Below are 21,086 nucleotides of genomic sequence, written 5' to 3' on the forward strand. Positions count from 1 at the left end.
GCCATTGCCGGTGACGGGATTCAGCCGGCGTCGATGCGAACCCTGTAGCTCTGCGGCCAGTCCTTGCCGCTGATGAGGAAGTCTTGGCCGGCGATGTGGGCGATACCGCTGACCACCTGCCGGGGTGTGCGTTCGCCGGAATCCCACAGTCCGGAGACGTCCATGGCGAGATTCACCGCGCCGGAAGCGGGGTCGATACGGACGAATTGGTCGTCGGGCCACGCCGCGGCCCACACCTGGCCGTCGGTGCAGTCGAGCTCGTTGAGCCCGCTGACCGGCTGGCCGTCTCGCGTCACGGTGACGCCTCCGGTCTCGGCGAAGCTCGCGGGATCGTGAAACGACAGGCGGTCGCTGCCGTTGCTGGTGATCAGGCGGGAACCGTCAAAACACAGCCCCCACCCTCCTACCTCCACGGGGACCTCGCGTATCGGCTTGAGAGTCGCCTTGTCCCATTCGATCGCAACACCGTCCTGATACGTCAGCTGCCAGATGCGGTCGCCGACCACGGCAATCCCTTCGCCGAAGTACTCGGGCGGCAGGTCGGCCGACCGAATCACGCGGCCGGTCTCCGGATCAACTTGGCGCAGCTGTGATTTCGCGACCTCACCGGTGGCCTCGTACAGGGCGGGTCCGTCGAACTCGAGGCCTTCGCTGTAAGCGGCGGGGTCGTGCGGCACGGTGCCGATGACTTTCGGCGTGATGACCGGCACGGTGTCGGCAGCCGCATACGGCGGCGCCACCGAAGCAGCCGTAGCAAAGACAACTGTCGCCGACATTCCCTTGAGCACTCCGTAAAGCCACATCACTCGGTTCTATACGGTCGTGTGCGCATTGGCACATCAGGCACGGGCTGCGGTGATACGCCGCAGTGTCCGGCGTCCCACCCAGCTCAGTGGTGGATGCGATGTGGCGTAGTACCACGCCAGCCCCATCGCTTGCTGGAACGCCCAGGCGCGACCGCGCTGCCAGACGAGTTCGTCGCACGCGAGGCGTTCACGGAAGATGCTGCGCGGGCCGTCTTCCAACAGATGCCAACCACTCACCAAATCGAGTGCCGGGTCTGCGGGCGCCAGGCCGCCGACATCCAGTACGCCCGCGAGGCGATGGTCGACCGAGACCACCAAATTGCCCGGGATCAGATCACCGTGGCTCATCATGTCGGCGTCCGGGCCGCGCGGCAGCTCACGCATTTCCTCCCACAATCGCCGCAATACGCCCACGTCGAACAGTCCTGAGCTGCGCTCCAAACACGTGTGCATCCAGGCATCGTGGTCTTTCAGCTCTCCCCCTCGACCGTGGCCACTGAATCGCCTGCCGCTGGTACCGATACTGCGTACGCCGGCGACGAACTCCGCAAGATCGGCCGCAAAGCCAGCCGAGGTCGCGGGATCCCGATCCATGGCGTCGACACCCGAGACCCAGGTCTGCACCGACCAGGGCATCGGATATCCGTGCCCAGGCTCACCCACTGCGACAGGGGCAGGTGTCGCGAATCTGGTTCGTCCGAACAGGTCTGCTGCTGCCTGCGCTTCGGCGCGCACCAGTTCCCGTGCCGCTTCGGTGTTTTCGCGTTGCAGCAAGAACCGCGCCGCGAGACCGTCGCCGATCCGGTAGATCGCATTGACCGTGCCGGTTTGGGCGACCGGGACGATACGCAGTCCGCGCCATGCGGGGAACTGCTCATCGACCAACGAACGCACCGTCGCCATGGTCAGGGGCAACTGGTCGGCGTGGAACTGCACCGCCCCACCTTGCTGAGCCCACCAGCCGAACGGCAAGCCAATATCTCGCGGCGACGGCCGTCGCCGCCGTGTTCGGTTACGGAGCCGGCGGCGGTGGCGGTGCGGGCGCCGGTGCACCCGGCGTGTTGTATTCGTACCCAGGCGGTGGCGGCCCGTCGAGCGAGTGGTAACCGGGTGGCAGCGGCGGCCCTTCAGCGCCTGGACCGGCGTTGGGGTCAGGTGCGGTGACCGGGGTTTCCGAGCCGGGCGCATTCATCGACACATAGCCGGGCGGCAGCGGCGGCGGCGGACCGGCTCCCGGTGGAGGCGGCGCGGCGGGCCCGGTGGGCCCTTGCAGGTCGTACGGGTTTTGCGCCTGGTGCCACAGGTCCCTCAGCGTCCCGAGCGGGCCGGATCCGTATTGGCCGGAGCCGTAAACCGGATTGGCCATCGCGGGTACCGGTGGTGGACCGGCGGGTGGCGGCGCAGGTGGCGGTACCGCTCCGTCGGGCGGCAGCACCACTGGTTGGCCGGGTGCGGCAGCGGCCGGGTCCGACGGTGGAGGCACGGGTGGCGCGGGCTCCGCGGTCGCCGGAACCGCCGCAGCCAGCACCGCACCGGCGACGGCGACCCCTGCGATCGCAAACTTCGCTGCGCTGACGGACAAGGTGGCGCGCTGCCTTTCGGCCATGAATTCGGCGGTCCTCTCTGTCACGCCCGCTGGTATCCCATCGGGAAACACCCAGCGAGCCGAGCGTAGTGGCATCGTCGCACAGATCGACCGGGTCTGACCACGCGACGGATTTGTCTGGGCCGACGTGCCTACAGATCGTTTCGATTGGCTAAGCTTTCACTATTCGATTGAGTATCCGAGCACCGAGGTGGGCACTGATGTTTTTGACCAAGGCGGCATTGGCAACGGTTGCGGCCGCGGGTGCGCTCGCTGTGACGGCCATCGGCCTGGGCACCGCCACCGCGAGCGCCGACCCGGTTCCTCCGCCGTGGGCCCCGAAGAAGCCGGCCGAGTCCTGGCAGGGCCACCCCATGGTCTGGGCGCAGCTGCCCGCTGGTGGGCACTGGGGCGTGTGGGTCAACGGAGATTTCCTGCCGTTCACCTGAGCGTCCGATCCGGCCGCGAATAGCGTGAATCGCCCGCCCGGGCACCGACCGATGACGCACCATCGGATGTGCACCCAACGAAGGGCGGGCACCGGTGAGCACCCCAGAACGTGCGAAGTGGGACCCAAGTTTCATCCGGCAGGTGACAGCGTGGCTGCGACCGATGGTGCGGTGCTGGTATCGGCCAGAAGTCCGCGGAATCGACCGGATACCCGCCGATGGGCCCGCGTTGCTCGTGAGCAATCACTCGGGCGGAATGATGACGCCCGATGTCCTCATCTACGCCCCGGTCTTCTATGACCGGTTCGGCTACGACCGACCGTTGCACACACTGGCGCACTACGGCGTCCTGATGGGTCCGATGTCCTGGGTGATGAATCGGCTCGGCGTCATCGAGGCCAGCCCGGAGAACGCGGCGGCGGCGCTCGGTGCCGGCGCGGTGGTCCTCGTATTTCCCGGCGGCGATTACGACTCCTATCGGCCCACCTTCGAGGCCAACACCATCGACTTCAACGGCCGGACCGGCTATGTCCGAACCGCTATCGAGGCTGGTGTTCCGATCGTTCCCGCCGTGTCCATCGGCGCGCAGGAGACCCAACTGTTCCTGAGCCGCGGACATCGGCTCGCTCGCCGGCTCGGTCTCAAACGCATTCGAATGGAGATTCTTCCCGTCAGCGTCGGCCTGCCGTTCGGTCTGACTGTGCTGATACCGCCCAACCTCCCGTTACCGGCCAAGATCGTGGCCGAAGTGCTGGAACCGATCGACATCGAAGGGCAGTTCGGGCCAGCGCCGGACATCGACGAAGTCGACCGGCACGTGCGGGCCGTGATGCAGGACGCCCTCGATCGGCTCTCTGCCGAACGGCGCCTTCCCGTGCTGGGGTGACGGTTCTCCGGCTCCGGGTCGCCACGGCAATCGGCGGCTTCGCCCGAACGCTTCGTGAGACAGTGAGCGCATGACATCTGCGTCAAATCACGACCTCGCCGCGCGCATGGCGGAACTGGCGCGCGATGTCGCGGCGCCGGCCACCCTCGAGGACGTTTTGCGGACCACCACCAAGGCGGTTCTGGACTTGGTGCCCGGCGCTCAGTACGCGGGGATGCTGTTACTCGGCGCCGGGGGCAAGTACGAGACGCTCGCGCCGACCGACGATCTCATGTACGAACTGGACCACATCCAGATCTCCACCGGTCAGGGTCCGTGCGTTCAAGCAGCCGTGGAGGACTTGATCGTGCGGACCGACGACTTCGAGCAGGAGCAGCGCTGGCCGGCCTATACGCCGAAGATCGTGGAACTTGGCATCCGCAGCTCGTTGTCCTTCATGCTGTACACCACGCAGCGGCGCACCGCCGGCGCATTGAACATCTTCTCCAGTGAGCCGCGGGCGTTCGACGCAGAATCGGAAGCCATCGGCTCGGTGCTGGCGGCGCACGCCGCAGCAGCGATCGTGGCCGGCAGACATGGCGAGCAACTGCAGTCGGCGCTCAGCAGCCGCGACCTCATCGGCCAAGCCAAGGGCATGATCATGGAGCGCTACAACGTGGACGCCGTCCGCGCGTTCGACATGCTGCGCCAGCTATCCCAGTCGAGCAACGTCAAGCTCGTCGACGTCGCCAAGCAGGTCATCGACAGCCGCAGTGACAGCTGACCCGACCGGCGAACCTTCAGATGACCCACGTACTGATCGTCGGGTCGGGCTTCGCCGGATTGTGGGCGGCGCTCGGTGCGGCTCGACGAGTTGACGAACTCGGCCGACGCGCTGAGGCTATCGAGATCACGGTGCTCACCGACCGGCCATTCCATGACATCAGGGTTCGCAATTACGAAGCTGATCTGTGCGAGTGCCGAATCCCGCTGTCCGCCGTGCTCGACCCGGTCGGGGTTGGACACGTCGTAGCCGAGGTCACCGCGATCGATCCTCACGCCCGTACCGTCACGGCGCAAAATGCCGGTCAGGCAGTGACTTACGGCTATGACCGGCTCGTCTTGGCGGCCGGCAGTCAGGTGGTCCGGTCAGGTGTGCCGGGGCTGCGGGATTTCGCGTTCGATGTCGACACTTTCGCCGGTGCGACCAGGCTCGCCGCTCACCTGGCCGACTTGGCGGCTGAACCGTTACGACCGGGCGTCGCCACCGCGGTGGTGGTCGGTGCGGGGTTGACGGGCATCGAGACCGCATGTGAGCTGCCGGGGCGATTGTCGGCCGCGTTCGCCGGCGCGGTGGAGCCCCGCGTTCTGCTCGTCGACCGCAACCCGCTCGTCGGCTCGGACATGGGTGCTCACGCGCGTCCGGTCATCGAGGTTGCCTTGTCCGACAACGGGGTTGAAACGCGAACCGGTGTCGGTGTTGCCGCGGTCGATGCGGACTCCGTGACCCTGTCGTCTGGGGAAGTGGTGGCTGCGGCGACCGTGGTGTGGTGTGCGGGTATGCGCGCCAACCCGTTGACCGCGCAATTCCCGGTGACATTGGATCGTCTCGGCCGGGTGCCGGTCGATGACTACCTACGGGTCGAGGGTGTCGCCGGTGTCTTCGCCGCCGGCGACGTAGCCGCGGCGATGATGGACGACGAGCACATGTCGGTGATGTCGTGCCAGCACAGCAGGCCGATGGGGCGATACGCCGGTTACAACGTGATCAGCGACCTCGTGGGCGAGCCGATGCTTGCCCTGCGGATCCCGTGGTACGTCACGGTATTGGATCTCGGCCCGGCCGGGGCGGTCTACACCGAGGGTTGGGACCGTCAGGTGGTGGCGACCGGCTCGGAAGCCAAGGCAACCAAGACGAAGATCAACACTGCACGGATCTACCCGCCGTTGTCCGGCGACCGGCAAGCGTTGTTGGCTGCTGCCGCACCGGAACTGCAGTCCCGGCCGGCGCGTGGGCGATAGCTGATTCGTCAGTGAGACGCGGCACGTCGCCGTTACCCGCCCGGAGTGGCGAAGACGAACAGCGCCATGAACGCGACGTTGATGAAGAACGTGGCTTCGACGAGCCCGACGGTGATGAGAAACGGTGTGAAAAGCCGTGATTGCGCCTCCGGTTGCCGTGCGACACCGGCAATGAACTGAGATCCCGCGATGCCGTCACCGATGCCGGCGCCGATCGCGCCGCCGGCCAGAGTGATGGCCCCGGCCAGCAGTGCGTTGCCCATGAGTTCTTCAGTCGCCATCAGTTGCCCTCCGCGTCTAGGTGGGTTTCGGCGTAGGCCAGCATCGCGTCCCGCAGGTATTCGGGTAATCGGGCATCCTGCGCCTCGTAGTGGGTGCGAAGTTCCGATGGTTCATCGAGCGCTTCCGCAAGTGCGATGTAGCCGGCCTTCGTCGGGGACCACAACTTGCGTTGCAGCGCAAGGTCATCGTCGAGCACCGCGAAGGTGCGTGGATCGTTCGCCGCGACACCGGCGCGTAGCAGTTCGACCATGCGCTGTTCGACTTGCACTCCTTCACGATTGAAGGTTTCGAAGTCTGCCGATGTCCACTCGCCGATGTTGCGCTTCACTTCGGCGAGTTCGGGCTGGTTCCGGTCGCCGGTGTGTTCGATCCGGCGTGCTTCGAGCTCTGCTATGTACTCCGGGGTGATCTCGAACCCATCGAAGAAGCGTTCGGCAGGCATGTCTGTTCCTTCCTCGAGATGTTTGATGGTGGCTGCGACTGTGGCCGCCAGCCGGTCGATCTCGCCGCGTTGTTCCAGGAGGCGTTGATGGTGGCGACGCAATGCGACAACCGGATCATCCTCGGCATCGACGACCGCACCGATGGTGGCGAGATCGAGGCCGAGATGGCGCAACAGCAGAATCTGTTGTAGCCGAAGTAGCTGTTCCCGCTCGTAGTACCGGTATCCGTTGGTGCCGATTCGTGCCGGCACCAACAGTCCGATCTGGTGGTAATACCGCAGCGTCCGCGACGACACCGACGACATCCGGGCCACCTGCTGGATCGACCAACTCATGGAAACCACGCTAAAAGCTGACGCGGCGTCAATGTCAAGCTCTCGGTGGCAGCATCGGCACTGATCGCGCGAATTGGGATCGGTAGCGGTCGCAACGCGATTCACTTGGTACACGGGCGGCCCCGAGGCCGCGCACAACCCACGCGCACCAGGAGTACTCGATGACCACGACGACGCGCCGGGCCAGAGTCGCTCTGGTTTCGACAGCCCTCATTACGGCGACAAATCTCGCCGGCTGTTCGGCCACCACGCCGGATACCGGGCCGACCGCCGCTTCCCCGATGAGTGCAGCGCCCGCGAGTGCCGTCACGCCGGTGAGTCCGAGTACTCCGGCGGCGCCGACATCGCCGCCCGCACCCGCGGCCGGCTGCGATATCAATCCGTCGACCGCGCCGGTGCCGAGTGTCGAGCCATACGGAACGGTCCCGGAAGTGGGCAGAATCTCGTTGACGCTGAACGGTATTCCGTCGCGCACGGTGACTGCCGGCGGCCCACCGACCGAAGTCGAGGTGCGCTTGTGCAACGACTCGGCTGTTTCCTACCCCCGGGCCGGCGTGGTGCTGGTGCTCAGTCACTGCAGCTGTGCACCCGGTCCCCTGTCGATTCCCAAGGGCTCCGTTGAGCGTTTCGACGAAGCCGCTGCGGCCTGGGTTCCGGTCACGCACGCGACTGCGGGCACCGGCATGGATTTTCTGGCCGGGTATTCGAATGTCCAAGAGTTGCCGAAAGGGAAGACGATCACCATGCGGTACCGGATTGCGTTCGACGCATCGATGACCGCGGGTGACGGTGGCATCGAGGCGATCGCGGTCACGCCTGAACCGCTCAATCAGATCGGCAACGCAACCTTGCCCTTCTCTGTCGTCACGTAGTCTCGCCCACGGCCGCCAGGCCTTCAGTGGACGTACAACTCGAGCTGCACGTTGTCGGGATCGCGAATGACGATGGTCGGTCCATAGCCGACGTCGATGATCCCGCTATGAACCACATTCTTCTCCTCGAGATGAGCCACCCACCGCCGCAGCTCATCGATGTCCGACACCCGAAATGCCAAGTGGTCAAGCCCTGTTCGACGCTCGTTGAACGCACCGGCAGTCCCGGTGACGTCGTGGGTCAGTACGGTTATCGCGACCCCCGACGGGTGCACGAGCGATCGGGTCTCGAAGCTGTCGGATTGCGTGCGATTTACGAGAACGAACCCGAACACGTCCTGCCACCAGTCCGCCGAGCGATCGCAGTCGGACACCGTCAGATCAATGTGTGAGATTCCCATGAGGTCTGGCATTGCGCTCATGTCGCGAGGCATGATGGGCCGCCCTCTCACCTCGAAACGTGGCAACGTGACGACTAGAACGTAGCTACCGCACACGTCGCCGAGCATGAGTAGTCGGCTACTCGATTCGGGACGAATTATCTGGCGTTCCCGCGCCGCATCGCTGCCCAGTCGCGGATCGCGGCGACGAACTCCTCCGGCGCGTCGGACTCCACATAGGTGCCGGCGCCCTCGATGATGACGGTCTCGTGCTCAGGGAATGCAGCTTCCAGACCCTCGCGCTCCTCACGGCGGAAGGCAATGTCCGCGTCTCCCCACACGATCAGTGTCGGCAGATGGGCAAGTCCGGGAAGACCGGCCTCCACCTCGGCGAAGAACCTCTTGCTGGCGAGGACCCGGCCGGGGAGCACAGCCGAGGCCTGTCGCCGCTCGGCAGTGTCCAGCGCCCTGCGGTAATGGGTCATCTCATCCCTGGTCGGCTTGCGCCTTCGGTGGCCGGTGGGGATGAAAGCGTTGACAAGGAGGTTGAGCCGCCGGACGAGGAAACGGGCCGGGAGGCCGCCGAGGATGCGCGAGAAGGCCTCGAAGTGCGCGATACCGTTGACCGGCCAAGCCCAGGTGTTCGCGAGGACAAGCCGATCGAAGACACCGGGCCGCCGCTGTGCGGTGGCCAGACCAATCATCCCGCCCCAGTCCTGCCCGACCAAAGTGGCTCCACGGAGACCGAGGGCGTCGACGAATCCGATGACCGCCTCGGCGTGTTCCTCGGGCAAGTAGCGGTAACCGGGCCTCGGCGTGGACAGCCCGAAACCCGGGTAGTCCAATGCGATACACCGGAATTCATCCCGAAGGGCGGAGATCACGTCGCGCCAGAGAAACGACCATGTCGGATTGCCGTGCAGCAGAAGCAGAACGGGTCCCGATCCTTCATCGACGTAGTGCACGCTGTGGCCGTCGATTTCGACGAAGCGACTCTCGAACGGGAACAGGCCGTCATCGACCCACGCGGGTCGCGCGCTTCTCTTGGTGTCGGTCATGACGCCCTCTCGCGGTTCGCCCAACTGAACAGCTTGAACTTCTCATATATACTTGAGAAACTCAAGTACCAGGAGACGCGATGCGTAGTTACGGCCAATACTGCGGGCTCGCCCGCGCTCTTGAGGTCATTGGCGACCGGTGGACTCTGCTCATCGTCCGCCAGCTCCTCATCGCCCCCGCCCGCTACCGCGATCTGATCGACGGTCTTCCCGGTATCGCGACCAACCTGCTTGCCGACCGTCTCCGCGACCTCGAGGCATCGGGCGTGGTCGAACGGCGACTGGCCGGCGAGGGCAGCACGGTCGAATACGTCCTCACAACGTGGGGTTCCGAGCTACGTCAGCCGATCGAGAGCTTGATCCGCTGGTCCATCCCACTCATGGTCGGTGGCCCCGGAGACGATTCCTTCCGCCCCGAGTGGCTCGCCCTCGCCGTCCCCGCCCTACTCGACACCCGAGTCAAGGTCCGCCACTCTGCGACCGTCGGTCTCGACATCGGGGACCCGCTCCTCCAACTCCGAGCGACGCGCTCCGGGTTCGAGGTTCTCCCGCATGACGGCCACGACCTCGTCGCGACCGTCCGCGCCGACCCAGGCTCCGTCCTCGGTCTCGCCGCCGGCGCCATTACCCTCAGCGACGCCCGCGCCCTCGGACTTGTCGAGGTCTACGGTGACGAGTCGGTCGTTCGCACCGTCTTCGCGGCCTAACAGTTTCGGCCCGCACCGTCCTCACTGTCGGTGGCGCCTGAAGGCGCGCCGATACGCGCCCGGGGTCGTGTGCAGTGCGGATTGGAAGCGGCGCCGCAGATTGGTTGCCGACGACAGACCGACCCGGGTTGCGATCGCGTCGACCGGCAGGTCGGTCTCCTCCAACAACGCACGCGCGGCATTGATTCGTTGGGTGAGCATCCATTGCCCCGGACTGGTGCCGAGTTGCTCGACAAACCGACGAGTCAGCGTTCGGGACGACATGTGCAGATGATTCGCCATGTCCTCCAGGGTGATTGGTTCGTCGAGCCGCCCGCTCACCCAATCCAGGAGTTCGGCAAGGGACGGCGGCGGAACCACCGTGGCGGGCGGGGCCGCGTATTGAGCCTGTCCCCCCTCCCGGTGTGGCGGCATCACCAGGTGGCGGGCGACGTGCGCCGCGTATGCCGCCCCGTGGTCCTTCCGGACCAGATGAAGGCACAGGTCGATACCGGCACCGGCACCGGCGCTTGTCGCGATATCCCCGTCGTCGACGTACAGCACATCCGGATCTACCCGGACGCGCGGAAAGCGCGTCTGTAGCTCGGCCGCCTTGGCCCAGTGGGTGGTTGCCGGCCGCTCATCGAGCAGACCGGTTTGCGCAAGAGCGAATGCTCCGGTGCAGATCGTCGCGATCCGAGCACCGCGCCGGTGCGCCCTTGTGAGCGCACGGTGCACTGCCGCGGACAGCGGCGCGTCGACCGGCCGCCATCCGGCAATGACGATCGTGTCGGCGCTGTCGAGAGCAGCCAGCCCGGTTGAAACCGTCATGCCGAAACCCGCCGACGTCGCCACCTCCCCCGGCCTCTCGGTACACACGGTGAGCCGGTACCGAACCGGGTCCGCATCCCGCTGCGCGCCGAAAACCTCTGTCACGCAAGCAAGCTCGAACGGTCCCTGCGGCGGCTTCACCAACGCCGCCACGTGGTGCTCCCGGCGATCAACCATGGCCAGATAGTACCGGTTAGTGTCTTTTCAGACACTGGTCGTCACCTGCGGTCCAGACGAATATCGAGGTGTGACAGTGACGAACAACGGCCCGGACATGCCGGGTTATGTCTGGGCCTCGGTATCCGATGCGGATGTGCGCGAGCTGTTCCCGGGAATCCGATTGCGCTCGCTGTGGGCGGGCGAGCACGGCGCGTCGGCGCACGTCGTCGAGATGGATCCCGGTGCAAGCTGGGTCGGCAAAGACGTTCACGAGCCCGGCCCGGAAGAGGTCTATGTCGTTTCGGGAACATTCAACGACGGCTTGCGCGATTACCCCGAAGGGTCGTTCATCCACGCGCCCGCGGGCTCGTGGCACATACCCCAAACAGTAACCGGCTGTACGCTATTCGTCTTCTATCCGCAGGGCTGACACCGGCCGGGCGCCGTCACCGCCAGAACAGGTGATGAGTCACGCCGCTCGGGCTCGGCACCACGTCGTGGTGGAACCGGTCGTTCAAGTCGTCGGGTGACTCCCACAGCCGCGACCCGGCGCCGATGTCGACCTGCGACACCGCCACATGAAGCGAGTCGACGAGGTCGGCGTCGAGAAATTGCCGGATGGTGGTGGCTCCGCCGCCGAGCCGCACATCCTTGCCCTGCGCGGCCTCCCTTGCCCGTTCGAGAACGCTGGCCGGATCACCGCTGACGAAGTGGAATGTCGTGTCGGACAGCGTGAACGACGGGCGCTCGTGATGGGTCATGACGAATACCGGGGTACGGAACGGCGGCTCGTCACCCCACCAGCCCTGCCAGTCATGGTCACGCCAAGGTCCGCGGTATGGGCTGAACTTGTTGCGGCCCATGATCTCTGCTCCGATGTTGTGGGCGAAGTCCCGCGTGAAATAGTCGTCGATGCCGCGGCTTCCGCCGGGGTCGGTGCGGTTCGGCCAGCTCGCCGTCGCGCCTGCCCAGGCGAACATCTCACCCGGGTCCGCATCCCCGAAGGGACGCTCGAAACTCTGGTTGAGGCCGGCACCGAAACCGTCCCGCGAGACGTTGAAGTTCTGGACTCTGAGCAACTGGGCCACGCATTCCTCCTGATTGGTCGGCAACGACAAATAGACCGTGCAGCCCGCCGAAACTCATCGCACGTTCCGGAGCCTGCCTAGCCGGCGCCGGGACCAGGCTGAGTCTCGGGGCGTGGGGTTGGCGCGTCCCACGCCGACCAGGTGTAGCGCTGCTCGGGCGTCGTATCGCTGCCGAGCATGAACGCCCGGTGGTACCGGCTGGCCCGCGCGATCGTGGCCAACCAGGTGACGACGGTACTGACGCGATTGCGCAGGCCCGTGAGGAACGCGATGTGAATGAAGCCCCACGCCAGCCACCCGGCGAAACCTGACACCCGTACGGGCCCGACCTGCAGCAGTGCGTTACCCCGGCTGATGTAAGCGGCCGATCCGAGATCACGGTAGCGATACGGCCGCCGCGGCTTGCCCTCGAGTTCGCGCCGGATGCAGGCGGCGACATGCAGCCCGCCCTGCATGGCGTTTTCGGCGACCCCCGGCAGTTTGTCGCGCCCCACCAGATCACCGACCACGAAGATCTCCGGGTGTCCGGGTACCGACAGGTCCGGGTCGACCTCGATGCGACCCGAGCGGTCCGACTTGGCTTCCAACACCTTGGCGATGTGCCTGGCGAACGGCACCGCCTCGACTCCGGCCGTCCACAGGACGGTTCGCGCTGCGTGAATCTCGTCAGGTCCGCCCGCCTTCGGAGAAACAGTCACCCCGTCCCGTCGCACGTCGGTCACATGCACACCCATGCGCATTTCCACGCCGAGTTTCTGCAGGGTGCGGGTCGCCTTTTCCGCCAGGTCCGGCGCGAAGCTCTTCAGGACGCGTTCCCCGCCGTCGCACAACAACACCCGGGCTTCCTCGGGCTCGATACTGTGAAATTCGTTGGCCAAGGTCCGAGTCGCCATTTCGCGGATCTGTCCGGCCAACTCGACCCCGGTCGGGCCGCCACCGGCGACCACGAAAGTGAGCCAGGCGTCACGCTCGGGTCCGGGCGGCAGCGTCTCGGCGATCTCGAAGGCGGTGAACAACCGCTGGCGGATGCTCAGTGCGTCGTCAAGGGTTTTCATACCCGGCGCCCACTCCGCGAAATGGGCGTTGTTGAAGTAGGACTGCTGCATTCCGGCGGCGATGACGAGCACGTCGTAGTCGAGAGTGAAAGTCGTTTCATCGGGCCGCCGTGCGGTGACCGTGCGCGACTGGGGGTCGAGGTCGACCGCCTCGCCGAGCAGAGTTCTCACGTTGCGCAGCCGTGCGAACTCCTCGCGAAGCGGACGGCTGATATGTCCGATGCTCAGGGTTCCCGTTGCGCACTGGTACAGCAGGGGCTGAAACAAGTGCCCTGCCGCCCGATCGAGCAGCGTCACGTCGACGTCGACACCGCCCAGTCGGCGGGCGCAGAACAGACCGCCGAATCCCCCACCGATGATCAGCACCTTCATGCGTCCGTTGCTCATCGATACGAGGCTAGTACGCGTGGCGCACGTCACGCCGCCACGCTGTCACAGCGCCGCATCCGGCGGCATCTCATGGTCGTCGATCCCACGACAGAAGGAGAAAACCATGGATGCTCGGCTCAACTTATTGGCCACCGGTGTTGCCGCCCAGTTCACCAAGCGATTTCACGGTGCCGCACTGGTGCTCGACCAATCCGGGTTGCCCAAGGCCATACGGGAGTTGGTGAGCCTTCGGGCCAGTCAGATCAACGGTTGCGCCATGTGTACCGACATGCACACCAAAGAGGCGACGGCGGCAGGTGAGAGCGCTGTCCGGCTACATCTTGTGGCCGTCTGGCGGGAAGCCACGGTGTTCACCGAGGCCGAGCGGGCCGCGCTCGCGCTGACCGAAGAGGCCACCCGCATCGCCGATGCTTCTGACGGCGTGAGCGACGAAACCTGGTCTGAGGTGCGCAAGCACTACGACGACGATCAACTCGCCGCGCTGATCTGCCAGATCGGTCTCATCAACGCCGCCAATCGGATGAACGTGATAGTTCGCACGCCCGCCGGCTCGTACGAGGCCGGGATGCTGGCGAGCATGTCGCGGTAACCGACTTGCCGGCCACGGCCGCGCGACAGCGCGGCCTAGGCCCCGGCGAAGCAGTTGCGGTAGTCGCTCGGCGTGGTGTGCAACTGACGGACGAAGTGGTGGCGGTACGTCACCGCGGACTCGAAGCCAACGCGCGTGGCGATCTGCTCGATCGACAGCGAAGACGATTCCAGGAGCGCAAGACTCGCCTGGATGCGCTGCTCGATGAGCCACTTGATCGGCGTGGTACCCGTTGCCTTCGCGAACTGACGCAGGTACGTGCGCCGCGACAGCGCTGATTGGGAAGCCAAGTCGTCCAATGTGATTGGCGAGTCCAAGTTGCTCAACGCCCACTCCATGCTCGCGGCGATCCGCCCGTCGGCCGCGGGCTCGGGCACCGGACTGTCGATGTACTGAGCTTGTCCGCCGGCCCGGTGCGGCGAGATCACCAATCGCCGGGCGATGTCGTTGGCGATGCGGACACCGTGATCCGACCGGACGATGTGCAGACACAGATCGAGTCCGGCCGCACACCCCGCGCTCGTGAGTACGCCGCCACCGTCGACATAAAGCGGAGCTGGATCGACCTCGATCTCGGGATAACGCTGCTGAAGCAGGTCCACATAGATCCAGTGTGTGGTGGCGTGTCGCCCGTCGAGTACACCGGCGGCCGCCAGTGCGAATGCGCCCGAACAGATGGACACCAGCCGCGCGCCTCGGTCGTGTGCCGACCGGATCGCGTCGATCAAGGCCGGCGACATCGGCTCGGTGACGTCCCGAACGCTCGGGATGATCACGGTGTCGGCGCCAGCCAAGTCGGCCAGACCATACGCGGCCCGCACCGCGGCGCCGCCGAGCATCCGCACCTCCGGCGTTTCGGCGCACAGCTTGACCGAGTACCAGGGCCGCGGGATCTCGGCCGAGAACCTGTCGGACAGGTCGGTGATGCCGAAGATCTCGGCTGCCAGGCCGGATTCGAAGCCGGACATCCCGTCGTAGGCGAGGATCGCCACCGAGTGCATGTCACTATCTTAGTGAATATCGGCTCTAGTGCCACTGTCGAGTGCCACCGCGCCGCGCGACGATCGAGACATGTTTTATCGACCCACATCCCGCTGGAACCGATTGCGCCAACGACGCGGCTTCCGGCTTATTGCCGCCATCGCCGGCGGCGTCCATGCGGCCAACGGCATCGCGCACGGCGTCCAACCGGCACCGCAGTCATCGGCGCGCGCATCGCGCAAGCGGGCCGACCACACGACCGGAACTGTCGTCCGACATGTTCGCTAGTCGCAGACCGCTACTGACCGTCGTCGTGCCCCGGGGAGTCTTGCGGCGGGTCGGAGGCACTTGCGGTATCCGGCTCCTCATCCGGTGCGGGCTCCAGTGCGACGCTTCGTGACCGGGGTCTGGCGATGCCCGTCGGCTGCGGACCCTCGGTGGGCCGCAGCCGCACCACTCGGCCCACCGCCCGGCGCAGACCCGGCGGTCCCTCGATCCGGAAGAAGTCACCGATCCGCCCGGCACCGTAACGCAGCGGCGAGCCGAGCAGCTCACCCATCACGACCCCGGCGCCGAGAGCCAGTGCAGTCGCCGCTGCGGCCAGCAGCTGGGCCAGGCCGTCGTCGAACCGGTCGTCCACGGCGAAGTAGAACACCGCTCGGAACACCGCCATACCGGGCAGCATCGGCGTGATGCCGGCAGTCGAGGTCACGAGGGCAGGGGCTTGCCTGCGGATCGAGATCAGCGTGGCCAGCAGACCGACCCCGACCGCGGCAATACCGGTCGCGACGACCTGACCGAAGCCCGCCGCGCCGAGGCCGATCAGCACCAGTTCGGCCAGCGCGGCGGCAAACCCGGCGGGGATCACCGAGCGCAGGGGCGCGTAGCAGGCGATCGTCAGACATACACCGGCCAAAGCCGCCCCCACGACGGCGAGCACGATTGGCAATGGCCGGTGGGGCGTCACGAAGGTTTCCGTCGCGTCGACGTGCAGCTGTATCTGGATGCCTGCGACCGTCGCGATCTGCAAACCGGCGAGGATGCCGACGACGATGCCCGCGGTCATGAACACCGCGTCGCTGAGTCGCGCGACGGCGGTGATCATGTGTCCGGTGAGGGCGTCCTGCATCGAACCCACCAACGTCAGGCCCGACAGCAGCATGACGATCCCGGTGGCGACGAGCGCCGTCAGTCCCTCGCCGGTGAACAGATACGCGGCAACGGCCACCAGCGTCGCGAGAGCCGCGCCGACCACGTTCTGGAAAAAGAACGGCGTACCCATCCGGTTGAGGACCCGCCCAACGCGGTCGATGGCCGCCGATGTCACGGCGGCCACGAGGCACGTCAGCCAGCTGCCGCCAAGGAGCATTGCGATACCGAGCGCAAATCCCGCCCATCCGGCAGTCGCCAGCCAACGCGGGTATGGATGGGGCCGCTCAGTCAGCTCGTCCATCGCTTCATGCGCCTGCTCGACCGCGACGCCACCCGTCGTGATGTCGCGGACCAGACGGTCGAGTTCGGCCAGGCGGGTGTAGTCGGTCGACCGCGTCCGCACTGCCCGCATGATGGTCACCGGTGGACTGTCGGCGGTCGGCAATGCCGACACGATGATGGTGGTGAAGGTGATGTCGACGACGCAGTCCGTGAGCTGGTACGCCTGAGCCACGTCCTGGGCCGTCGCGACCACGTCCGCGGTGCCCGAACCCGATGACAGCATGACCTCGGCGAGCCGGATGGTGAGGTCGAGGACCTTCCTGGTGTGAAGGTCGCCCATCCCGGCCGAATTGCGGCTCCGCTGGCCGGCCACGGGCGCCGGGTCACGCTGCCCGCGCAGCGCGACCCGCAGACCACGACGGAAGCGGGCGGTACCGCCCGATAAATCTTGCACCATCGACAAGCACGATACTGAGGGCTCGCCACGATCTCGTATGCCACGCTCCCAATCACCTAGAACCGCTTCGATTGCGTTGTTGTGCAACATTTTTCGACGACACTTCAGCGGCCGCGCATAACTTGATCGAGATTGGGTAACCAGCCTGGCCATGACGCCGCGCTCGAACGGTCGGCTGCGGACAGCCGCTGGCCACATTCCGCACGACGTCGCCGAATCGATCTCCGAGAAACACTTGACTGCGTCCAAATCTGCGCGTGTTATTGGCGATATGCCCACCAGGGCGGAGTTCGAAGCTCAATTGCGGACGAGCGACCTGCGGGTCACGCGCCCCAGAGTCGCTGTGCTCGAGGCCGTGCACGCGCGTCCGCACGCCGACACCGAAACCCTGTTCCTGGCGGTGCGTGACTCGCTGCCCAAGGTGTCGCGTCAGGCCGTCTACGACGTCCTCCATGCATTGACCTCGGCCGGGCTCATCCGGCGAATCCAGCCGTCAGGGACGACCGCTCGCTATGAGTCTCGCGTCGGAGACAACCATCACCACGTCGTATGCCGAAGTTGCGGGTCCATCGCGGACATCGACTGCGCCGTCGGAGAGGCGCCGTGCCTGACCCCCGCAAACGACGACAACGCCTTGGATGGCTTCGTACTCGACGAGGCCGAAGTCATCTACTGGGGCCTGTGCCGGGACTGTTCGGCGACCGGCCCTTGATCGCAGCCCGCTGCACCAACCACCGGAAGGATTTTTGCTGTGTCATCCGATACCTCCGACAGCCGCCCGCCGACCCCGGAAACCAAGACCGCAAGCACGAGCGAAAGCGAGAACCCGGCGATCCCTTCGCCCACGCCGAAGGCGCATGCTCCGCTGACCAACCAGGACTGGTGGCCCGATCAGATCGACGTGACACGGCTCCATCCGCACGCACCTCAATCGAACCCACTCGGCGACGACTTCGATTACGCCAAAGAGTTCGCCAAGCTTGACGTTGACGCCCTCAAGGCCGATCTGATTGCCCTGATGACGCAGTCACAGGATTGGTGGCCGGCCGACTACGGTCATTACGGCGGCCTGTTCATCCGGATGAGCTGGCACGCGGCCGGTACCTATCGCATCTTCGACGGCCGCGGTGGCGGCGGTCAGGGTATGCAGCGGTTCGCGCCACTCAACAGCTGGCCGGACAACGCGAGCCTCGATAAGGCACGCCGCCTGCTGTGGCCGGTCAAGCAGAAATACGGAAACAAGATCTCGTGGGCCGACCTGTTGGTCTTCGCCGGCAACGTCGCCTTGGAGTCGATGGGCTTCCAAACGTTCGGGTTCGGCTTCGGCCGCGAAGACGTGTGGGAGCCGGAGGAGATCCTCTTCGGCGAAGAGGACACCTGGCTGGGCACCGACAAGCGGTACTCGAGCGGCAAACGCTCTCTCGCGGAGCCATATGGCGCGACGACCATGGGTCTGATCTATGTGAACCCGGAGGGGCCGGAAGGTGAGCCCGATCCCCTTGCGGCCGCCCACGACATCCGCGAGACGTTCGGCCGCATGGCGATGAACGACGAAGAGACCGCAGCGCTGATCGTCGGCGGTCACACATTCGGCAAGACCCACGGCGCAGGAGATGCCGACCTCGTCGGTCCCGAACCCGAAGCGGCCCCCATCGAACAACAGGGGCTTGGCTGGAAGAGCTCCTATGGCAGCGGTAAAGGCAAGGATGCGATCACCAGCGGGCTGGAGGTCGTCTGGACGCCCACTCCGACCAAGTGGGACAACAGCTTCCTGGAAACCCTGTACGGATATGAGTGGGAGCTGACGAAGAGCCCCGCCGGTGCCTGGCAGTTCACCGCGAAGGATGGTGCGGGCGCGGGCACGATTCCCGACCCGTTCGACGGGCCCGGCCGTGCCCCGACCATGCTCGTCACCGACGTATCGATGCGGGTGGATCCGATCTACGGCCAGATCACGCGCCGCTGGCTCGAACACCCTGAAGAGCTGTCCGAGGCGTTCGCCAAAGCCTGGTACAAGCTGCTGCACCGCGACATGGGACCGGTATCGCGTTACCTGGGTCCGTGGATTCCCGAGCCTCAGCTGTGGCAGGACCCGGTTCCGGCCGTCGACCACGAGCTGGTTGACGAGCAAGACGTCGCGGCGTTGAAGGCCAAGGTGCTCGATGCGGGTCTGTCCGTGCCCCAACTGGTGAAGACCGCATGGTCGTCAGCGGCGAGCTACCGCAACACCGACAAACGTGGCGGTGCGAACGGGGCCCGGCTTCGCCTTGAGCCGCAGAAGAATTGGGAGGTCAACGAGCCTGCTGAGCTGGCGAAGGTACTGGCGGTGCTGGAACGGATCCAACAGGACTTCAACAGCTCGGCCTCCGGCGGAAAGAAGATCTCCCTGGCCGATCTCATCGTGCTCGCGGGCTCGGCCGCCGTCGAGAAGGCCGCCAGAGACGCAGGACATGACGTCACGGTGCCGTTCACTCCGGGCCGCACCGACGCGACCCAAGAGAACACCGACGTGGACTCCTTCGCGGTGCTCGAACCGCGAGCCGACGGTTTCCGCAACTACGTACGGCCCGGTGAGAAGGCGCCGCTCGAGCAGCTACTGCTGGAGCGGGCGTACTTCCTGGGGGTCACCGGTCCGCAGTTGACAGTCCTCATCGGCGGTCTTCGTGCCCTCGGCGCCAACCACGGCGGCAGCAATCACGGGGTGTTCACCGATCGGCCCGGGGTCTTGACCAACGACTTCTTCGTCAACCTGCTCGACATGGGCACGGAGTGGAAGGCGTCGGAGACCGCGGAGAACGTCTACGAGGGCTTCGACCGGGTTTCGGGCGCGCCGAAGTGGACCGCGACCGCCAATGACCTTGTCTTCGGCTCACATTCGGTGCTGCGTGCCGTCGCCGAGGTGTACGCGCAATCGGATGCCGGCGAACGGTTCGTCGCCGACTTCGTGGCGGCGTGGACCAAGGTCATGAACAACGACCGCTTCGACCTCGAGTAGCGACGCCCCTGGCAACGCGGCCGACATCCCGGTGTCGGCCGCGTTTTGTCGCGTATCGGTCAACGAAGTGGGTACTCACCCTCCCCATCCAGCGGCGACGGAGCGTGATCGAGATGCGAGTAGTGGTGGTCGGTGCGACCGGCAATGTCGGCAGCAGCGTGGTCGAGGCTCTTGCAGCCGACGATCAAGTGGACTCGATCGTGGGTATCGCTCGTCGTCGCCCTGCGTGGCAGCCCCCGAAGACGGCGTGGATCCAAGCGGATGTTTCTCGAGACGACCTCGAAGGCCAGTTCCGGGGTGCGGACGCGGTGGTTCATCTGGCGTGGATCTTCCAGCCGACTCACGACGAGGTCGCAACGTGGCGCAACAACGTCCTCGGCAGTATCCGCGTGTTCGAGGCGGTCGCCCGGGCAGGCGTCCCCGTATTGGTGTACGCCTCGTCCGTCGGTGCCTACTCCCCCGGCCCCGACGACCACGGCGTGGATGAGTCGTGGCCCACCCATGCGCTGCCCACTGCGGCGTACGGGCGCGAAAAGTCGTACCTGGAACGAGTGCTCGACAGCTTCGAGCGCGAGCACGCCGATATCCGCGTGGTCCGCATGCGGCCGGGATTCATCTTCAAGCGCGAGGCGGCCACCGAGCAGCGCCGGTTGTTCGGAGGTCCGTTGCTGCCCACCAGCTTGATTCGTCCGGCACTGTTGCCGGTCGTCCCCGACTTGCCAGGCTTCCGCTTGCAGGCGCTGCATTCCCGTGACGCCGCGGAGGCCTACCGCCTGGCGCTCGCGCGTCCCGTACACGGCGCATTCAACCTCGCGGCCGGGCCAGTGCTCGATGCCCGCACGCTCGGCGAACTCTTGGACGCACGGCCGGTCAAACTGCCGTTGCAGCCGATCCGGGCGGCCGTTGCCGCGGCCTGGAACCTTCGCCTCGTACCGGCCAGTCCTACTCTCGTCGACCTCGCCCTGAGCCTGCCGATCATAGACACCGCACGCGCTGAGCGCGAACTCGACTGGACGCCGACGACTTCGTCGCTCGACGCCATTCGCGAGTTCCTCGAGGGGCTTCGTGACGGGAGCGGTATGGACACGCCTCCGCTCGATCCGAAAGCCGGTGGCAGATTTCGGTACAAGGAGTTGGCGACCGGCGTCGGGCAGCGCGCGCGGCTGTAGCGGCGGCCGACATTCGCGCCCGTGGCCCTCATCGACCACGAACACTCAAGGGTCCACCATCCGTGGCGTGGCTTCAGGCTGAATCTGCGGCCCGGGACCGTCGGGCAGCCTACGGGGAGCCTTGGGAGGCGGGCATGGACGTGTATCAAGCGGTA

Annotated in this window: 23 protein-coding genes; 11 read left to right on the plus strand and 12 right to left on the minus strand. The window is 65.9% G+C overall.

Features of this window, described 5'->3' with window-relative positions:
* Positions 1-20 precede the first annotated feature (20 nt).
* From ACRCUN_RS11070 to ACRCUN_RS11080, 3 genes are all read right to left on the minus strand, one after another.
* On the minus strand, positions 21-803 hold the full coding sequence (locus ACRCUN_RS11070; protein ID WP_462141662.1) for a glutaminyl-peptide cyclotransferase: 783 nt from the start codon (positions 801-803) through the stop codon (positions 21-23).
* 36 nt (positions 804-839) lie between these two features.
* The gene (locus tag ACRCUN_RS11075; RefSeq protein WP_462141709.1) at positions 840-1,709 is read right to left on the minus strand and encodes an aminoglycoside phosphotransferase family protein; all 870 of its coding nucleotides are present in this window, start codon (positions 1,707-1,709) and stop codon (positions 840-842) included.
* 109 nt (positions 1,710-1,818) lie between these two features.
* Entirely contained in the window at positions 1,819-2,412 is a 594-nt protein-coding gene (locus ACRCUN_RS11080; protein ID WP_462141663.1) for a hypothetical protein, read from the minus strand.
* 200 nt (positions 2,413-2,612) lie between these two features.
* Here ACRCUN_RS11080 and ACRCUN_RS11085 point away from each other — a divergent pair, with 200 nt between their 5' ends.
* From ACRCUN_RS11085 to ACRCUN_RS11100, 4 genes are all read left to right on the plus strand, one after another.
* The gene (locus ACRCUN_RS11085) at positions 2,613-2,840 is read left to right on the plus strand and encodes a hypothetical protein (RefSeq protein WP_462141664.1); all 228 of its coding nucleotides are present in this window, start codon (positions 2,613-2,615) and stop codon (positions 2,838-2,840) included.
* Positions 2,841-3,003: 163 nt separating this feature from the next.
* A complete protein-coding gene (locus tag ACRCUN_RS11090) occupies positions 3,004-3,726 on the plus strand; it encodes a 1-acyl-sn-glycerol-3-phosphate acyltransferase (RefSeq protein WP_462141710.1) in 723 nt (240 codons plus the stop codon).
* Positions 3,727-3,796: 70 nt separating this feature from the next.
* A complete protein-coding gene (locus tag ACRCUN_RS11095; protein WP_462141665.1) occupies positions 3,797-4,489 on the plus strand; it encodes a GAF and ANTAR domain-containing protein in 693 nt (230 codons plus the stop codon).
* Between the two features lie 20 nt (positions 4,490-4,509).
* Positions 4,510-5,727: an NAD(P)/FAD-dependent oxidoreductase gene (locus ACRCUN_RS11100; RefSeq protein WP_462141666.1), complete on the plus strand. Its 1,218-nt coding sequence runs from the start codon at positions 4,510-4,512 to the stop codon at positions 5,725-5,727.
* Positions 5,728-5,759: 32 nt separating this feature from the next.
* Here ACRCUN_RS11100 and ACRCUN_RS11105 read toward each other — a convergent pair whose 3' ends face one another.
* A complete protein-coding gene (locus ACRCUN_RS11105) occupies positions 5,760-5,990 on the minus strand; it encodes a F0F1 ATP synthase subunit C (RefSeq protein ID WP_462141711.1) in 231 nt (76 codons plus the stop codon).
* Between the two features lie 17 nt (positions 5,991-6,007).
* Positions 6,008-6,787, minus strand: a complete 780-nt coding sequence (locus ACRCUN_RS11110) for a MerR family transcriptional regulator (protein WP_462141667.1) — start codon at positions 6,785-6,787, stop codon at positions 6,008-6,010.
* A gap of 161 nt (positions 6,788-6,948) precedes the next feature.
* Here ACRCUN_RS11110 and ACRCUN_RS11115 point away from each other — a divergent pair, with 161 nt between their 5' ends.
* On the plus strand, positions 6,949-7,659 hold the full coding sequence (locus ACRCUN_RS11115) for a hypothetical protein (protein WP_462141668.1): 711 nt from the start codon (positions 6,949-6,951) through the stop codon (positions 7,657-7,659).
* Between the two features lie 23 nt (positions 7,660-7,682).
* Here the strand turns inward: ACRCUN_RS11115 and ACRCUN_RS11120 are convergent, their stop codons facing one another.
* Both ACRCUN_RS11120 and ACRCUN_RS11125 read right to left on the minus strand, forming a co-directional pair.
* The gene (locus tag ACRCUN_RS11120) at positions 7,683-8,081 is read right to left on the minus strand and encodes a VOC family protein (protein WP_462141669.1); all 399 of its coding nucleotides are present in this window, start codon (positions 8,079-8,081) and stop codon (positions 7,683-7,685) included.
* A 116-nt stretch (positions 8,082-8,197) separates the two neighbouring features.
* Positions 8,198-9,097 (minus strand): alpha/beta fold hydrolase, encoded by a 900-nt coding sequence (locus tag ACRCUN_RS11125; RefSeq protein WP_462141670.1) that lies wholly within the window; start codon positions 9,095-9,097, stop codon positions 8,198-8,200.
* Between the two features lie 80 nt (positions 9,098-9,177).
* Between ACRCUN_RS11125 and ACRCUN_RS11130 the strand changes: the two genes are divergently transcribed.
* On the plus strand, positions 9,178-9,804 hold the full coding sequence (locus ACRCUN_RS11130; protein ID WP_462141671.1) for a winged helix-turn-helix transcriptional regulator: 627 nt from the start codon (positions 9,178-9,180) through the stop codon (positions 9,802-9,804).
* A 21-nt stretch (positions 9,805-9,825) separates the two neighbouring features.
* On the opposite strand, the gene ACRCUN_RS11135 is transcribed toward ACRCUN_RS11130, so the two are convergent.
* Positions 9,826-10,791 (minus strand): GlxA family transcriptional regulator, encoded by a 966-nt coding sequence (locus ACRCUN_RS11135; RefSeq protein WP_462141672.1) that lies wholly within the window; start codon positions 10,789-10,791, stop codon positions 9,826-9,828.
* A 97-nt stretch (positions 10,792-10,888) separates the two neighbouring features.
* On the opposite strand from ACRCUN_RS11135, the gene ACRCUN_RS11140 reads away from it, so the two are divergent.
* The gene (locus ACRCUN_RS11140) at positions 10,889-11,203 is read left to right on the plus strand and encodes a cupin domain-containing protein (protein ID WP_462141712.1); all 315 of its coding nucleotides are present in this window, start codon (positions 10,889-10,891) and stop codon (positions 11,201-11,203) included.
* A 16-nt stretch (positions 11,204-11,219) separates the two neighbouring features.
* Here ACRCUN_RS11140 and ACRCUN_RS11145 read toward each other — a convergent pair whose 3' ends face one another.
* Positions 11,220-11,861, minus strand: coding sequence for a dihydrofolate reductase family protein (locus ACRCUN_RS11145; RefSeq protein ID WP_462141673.1), 642 nt, complete (start codon positions 11,859-11,861; stop codon positions 11,220-11,222).
* A gap of 77 nt (positions 11,862-11,938) precedes the next feature.
* Positions 11,939-13,303 (minus strand): NAD(P)/FAD-dependent oxidoreductase, encoded by a 1,365-nt coding sequence (locus ACRCUN_RS11150; protein WP_462141674.1) that lies wholly within the window; start codon positions 13,301-13,303, stop codon positions 11,939-11,941.
* 106 nt (positions 13,304-13,409) lie between these two features.
* On the opposite strand from ACRCUN_RS11150, the gene ACRCUN_RS11155 reads away from it, so the two are divergent.
* Positions 13,410-13,895, plus strand: coding sequence for a carboxymuconolactone decarboxylase family protein (locus ACRCUN_RS11155; RefSeq protein ID WP_462141675.1), 486 nt, complete (start codon positions 13,410-13,412; stop codon positions 13,893-13,895).
* A gap of 35 nt (positions 13,896-13,930) precedes the next feature.
* Here the strand turns inward: ACRCUN_RS11155 and ACRCUN_RS11160 are convergent, their stop codons facing one another.
* Together ACRCUN_RS11160 and ACRCUN_RS11165 are read right to left on the minus strand one after the other, a co-directional pair.
* Complete coding sequence (locus tag ACRCUN_RS11160) at positions 13,931-14,896, minus strand: helix-turn-helix domain-containing protein (RefSeq protein WP_462141676.1); 966 nt, start codon at positions 14,894-14,896, stop codon at positions 13,931-13,933.
* A gap of 278 nt (positions 14,897-15,174) precedes the next feature.
* On the minus strand, positions 15,175-16,767 hold the full coding sequence (locus tag ACRCUN_RS11165; protein WP_462141677.1) for a threonine/serine exporter family protein: 1,593 nt from the start codon (positions 16,765-16,767) through the stop codon (positions 15,175-15,177).
* A 271-nt stretch (positions 16,768-17,038) separates the two neighbouring features.
* On the opposite strand from ACRCUN_RS11165, the gene ACRCUN_RS11170 reads away from it, so the two are divergent.
* The 3 genes from ACRCUN_RS11170 (at position 17,039) to ACRCUN_RS11180 (ending at position 20,931) form a co-directional block, all read left to right on the plus strand.
* The gene (locus tag ACRCUN_RS11170) at positions 17,039-17,479 is read left to right on the plus strand and encodes a Fur family transcriptional regulator (protein WP_462141678.1); all 441 of its coding nucleotides are present in this window, start codon (positions 17,039-17,041) and stop codon (positions 17,477-17,479) included.
* A 39-nt stretch (positions 17,480-17,518) separates the two neighbouring features.
* Positions 17,519-19,762, plus strand: coding sequence for a catalase/peroxidase HPI (gene katG / locus ACRCUN_RS11175; protein ID WP_462141679.1), 2,244 nt, complete (start codon positions 17,519-17,521; stop codon positions 19,760-19,762).
* 113 nt (positions 19,763-19,875) lie between these two features.
* The gene (locus tag ACRCUN_RS11180) at positions 19,876-20,931 is read left to right on the plus strand and encodes an NAD-dependent epimerase/dehydratase family protein (RefSeq protein ID WP_462141680.1); all 1,056 of its coding nucleotides are present in this window, start codon (positions 19,876-19,878) and stop codon (positions 20,929-20,931) included.
* Positions 20,932-21,086: the final 155 nt, after the last annotated feature.

The sequence above is a fragment of the Mycobacterium venezuelense genome (assembly GCF_054919535.1).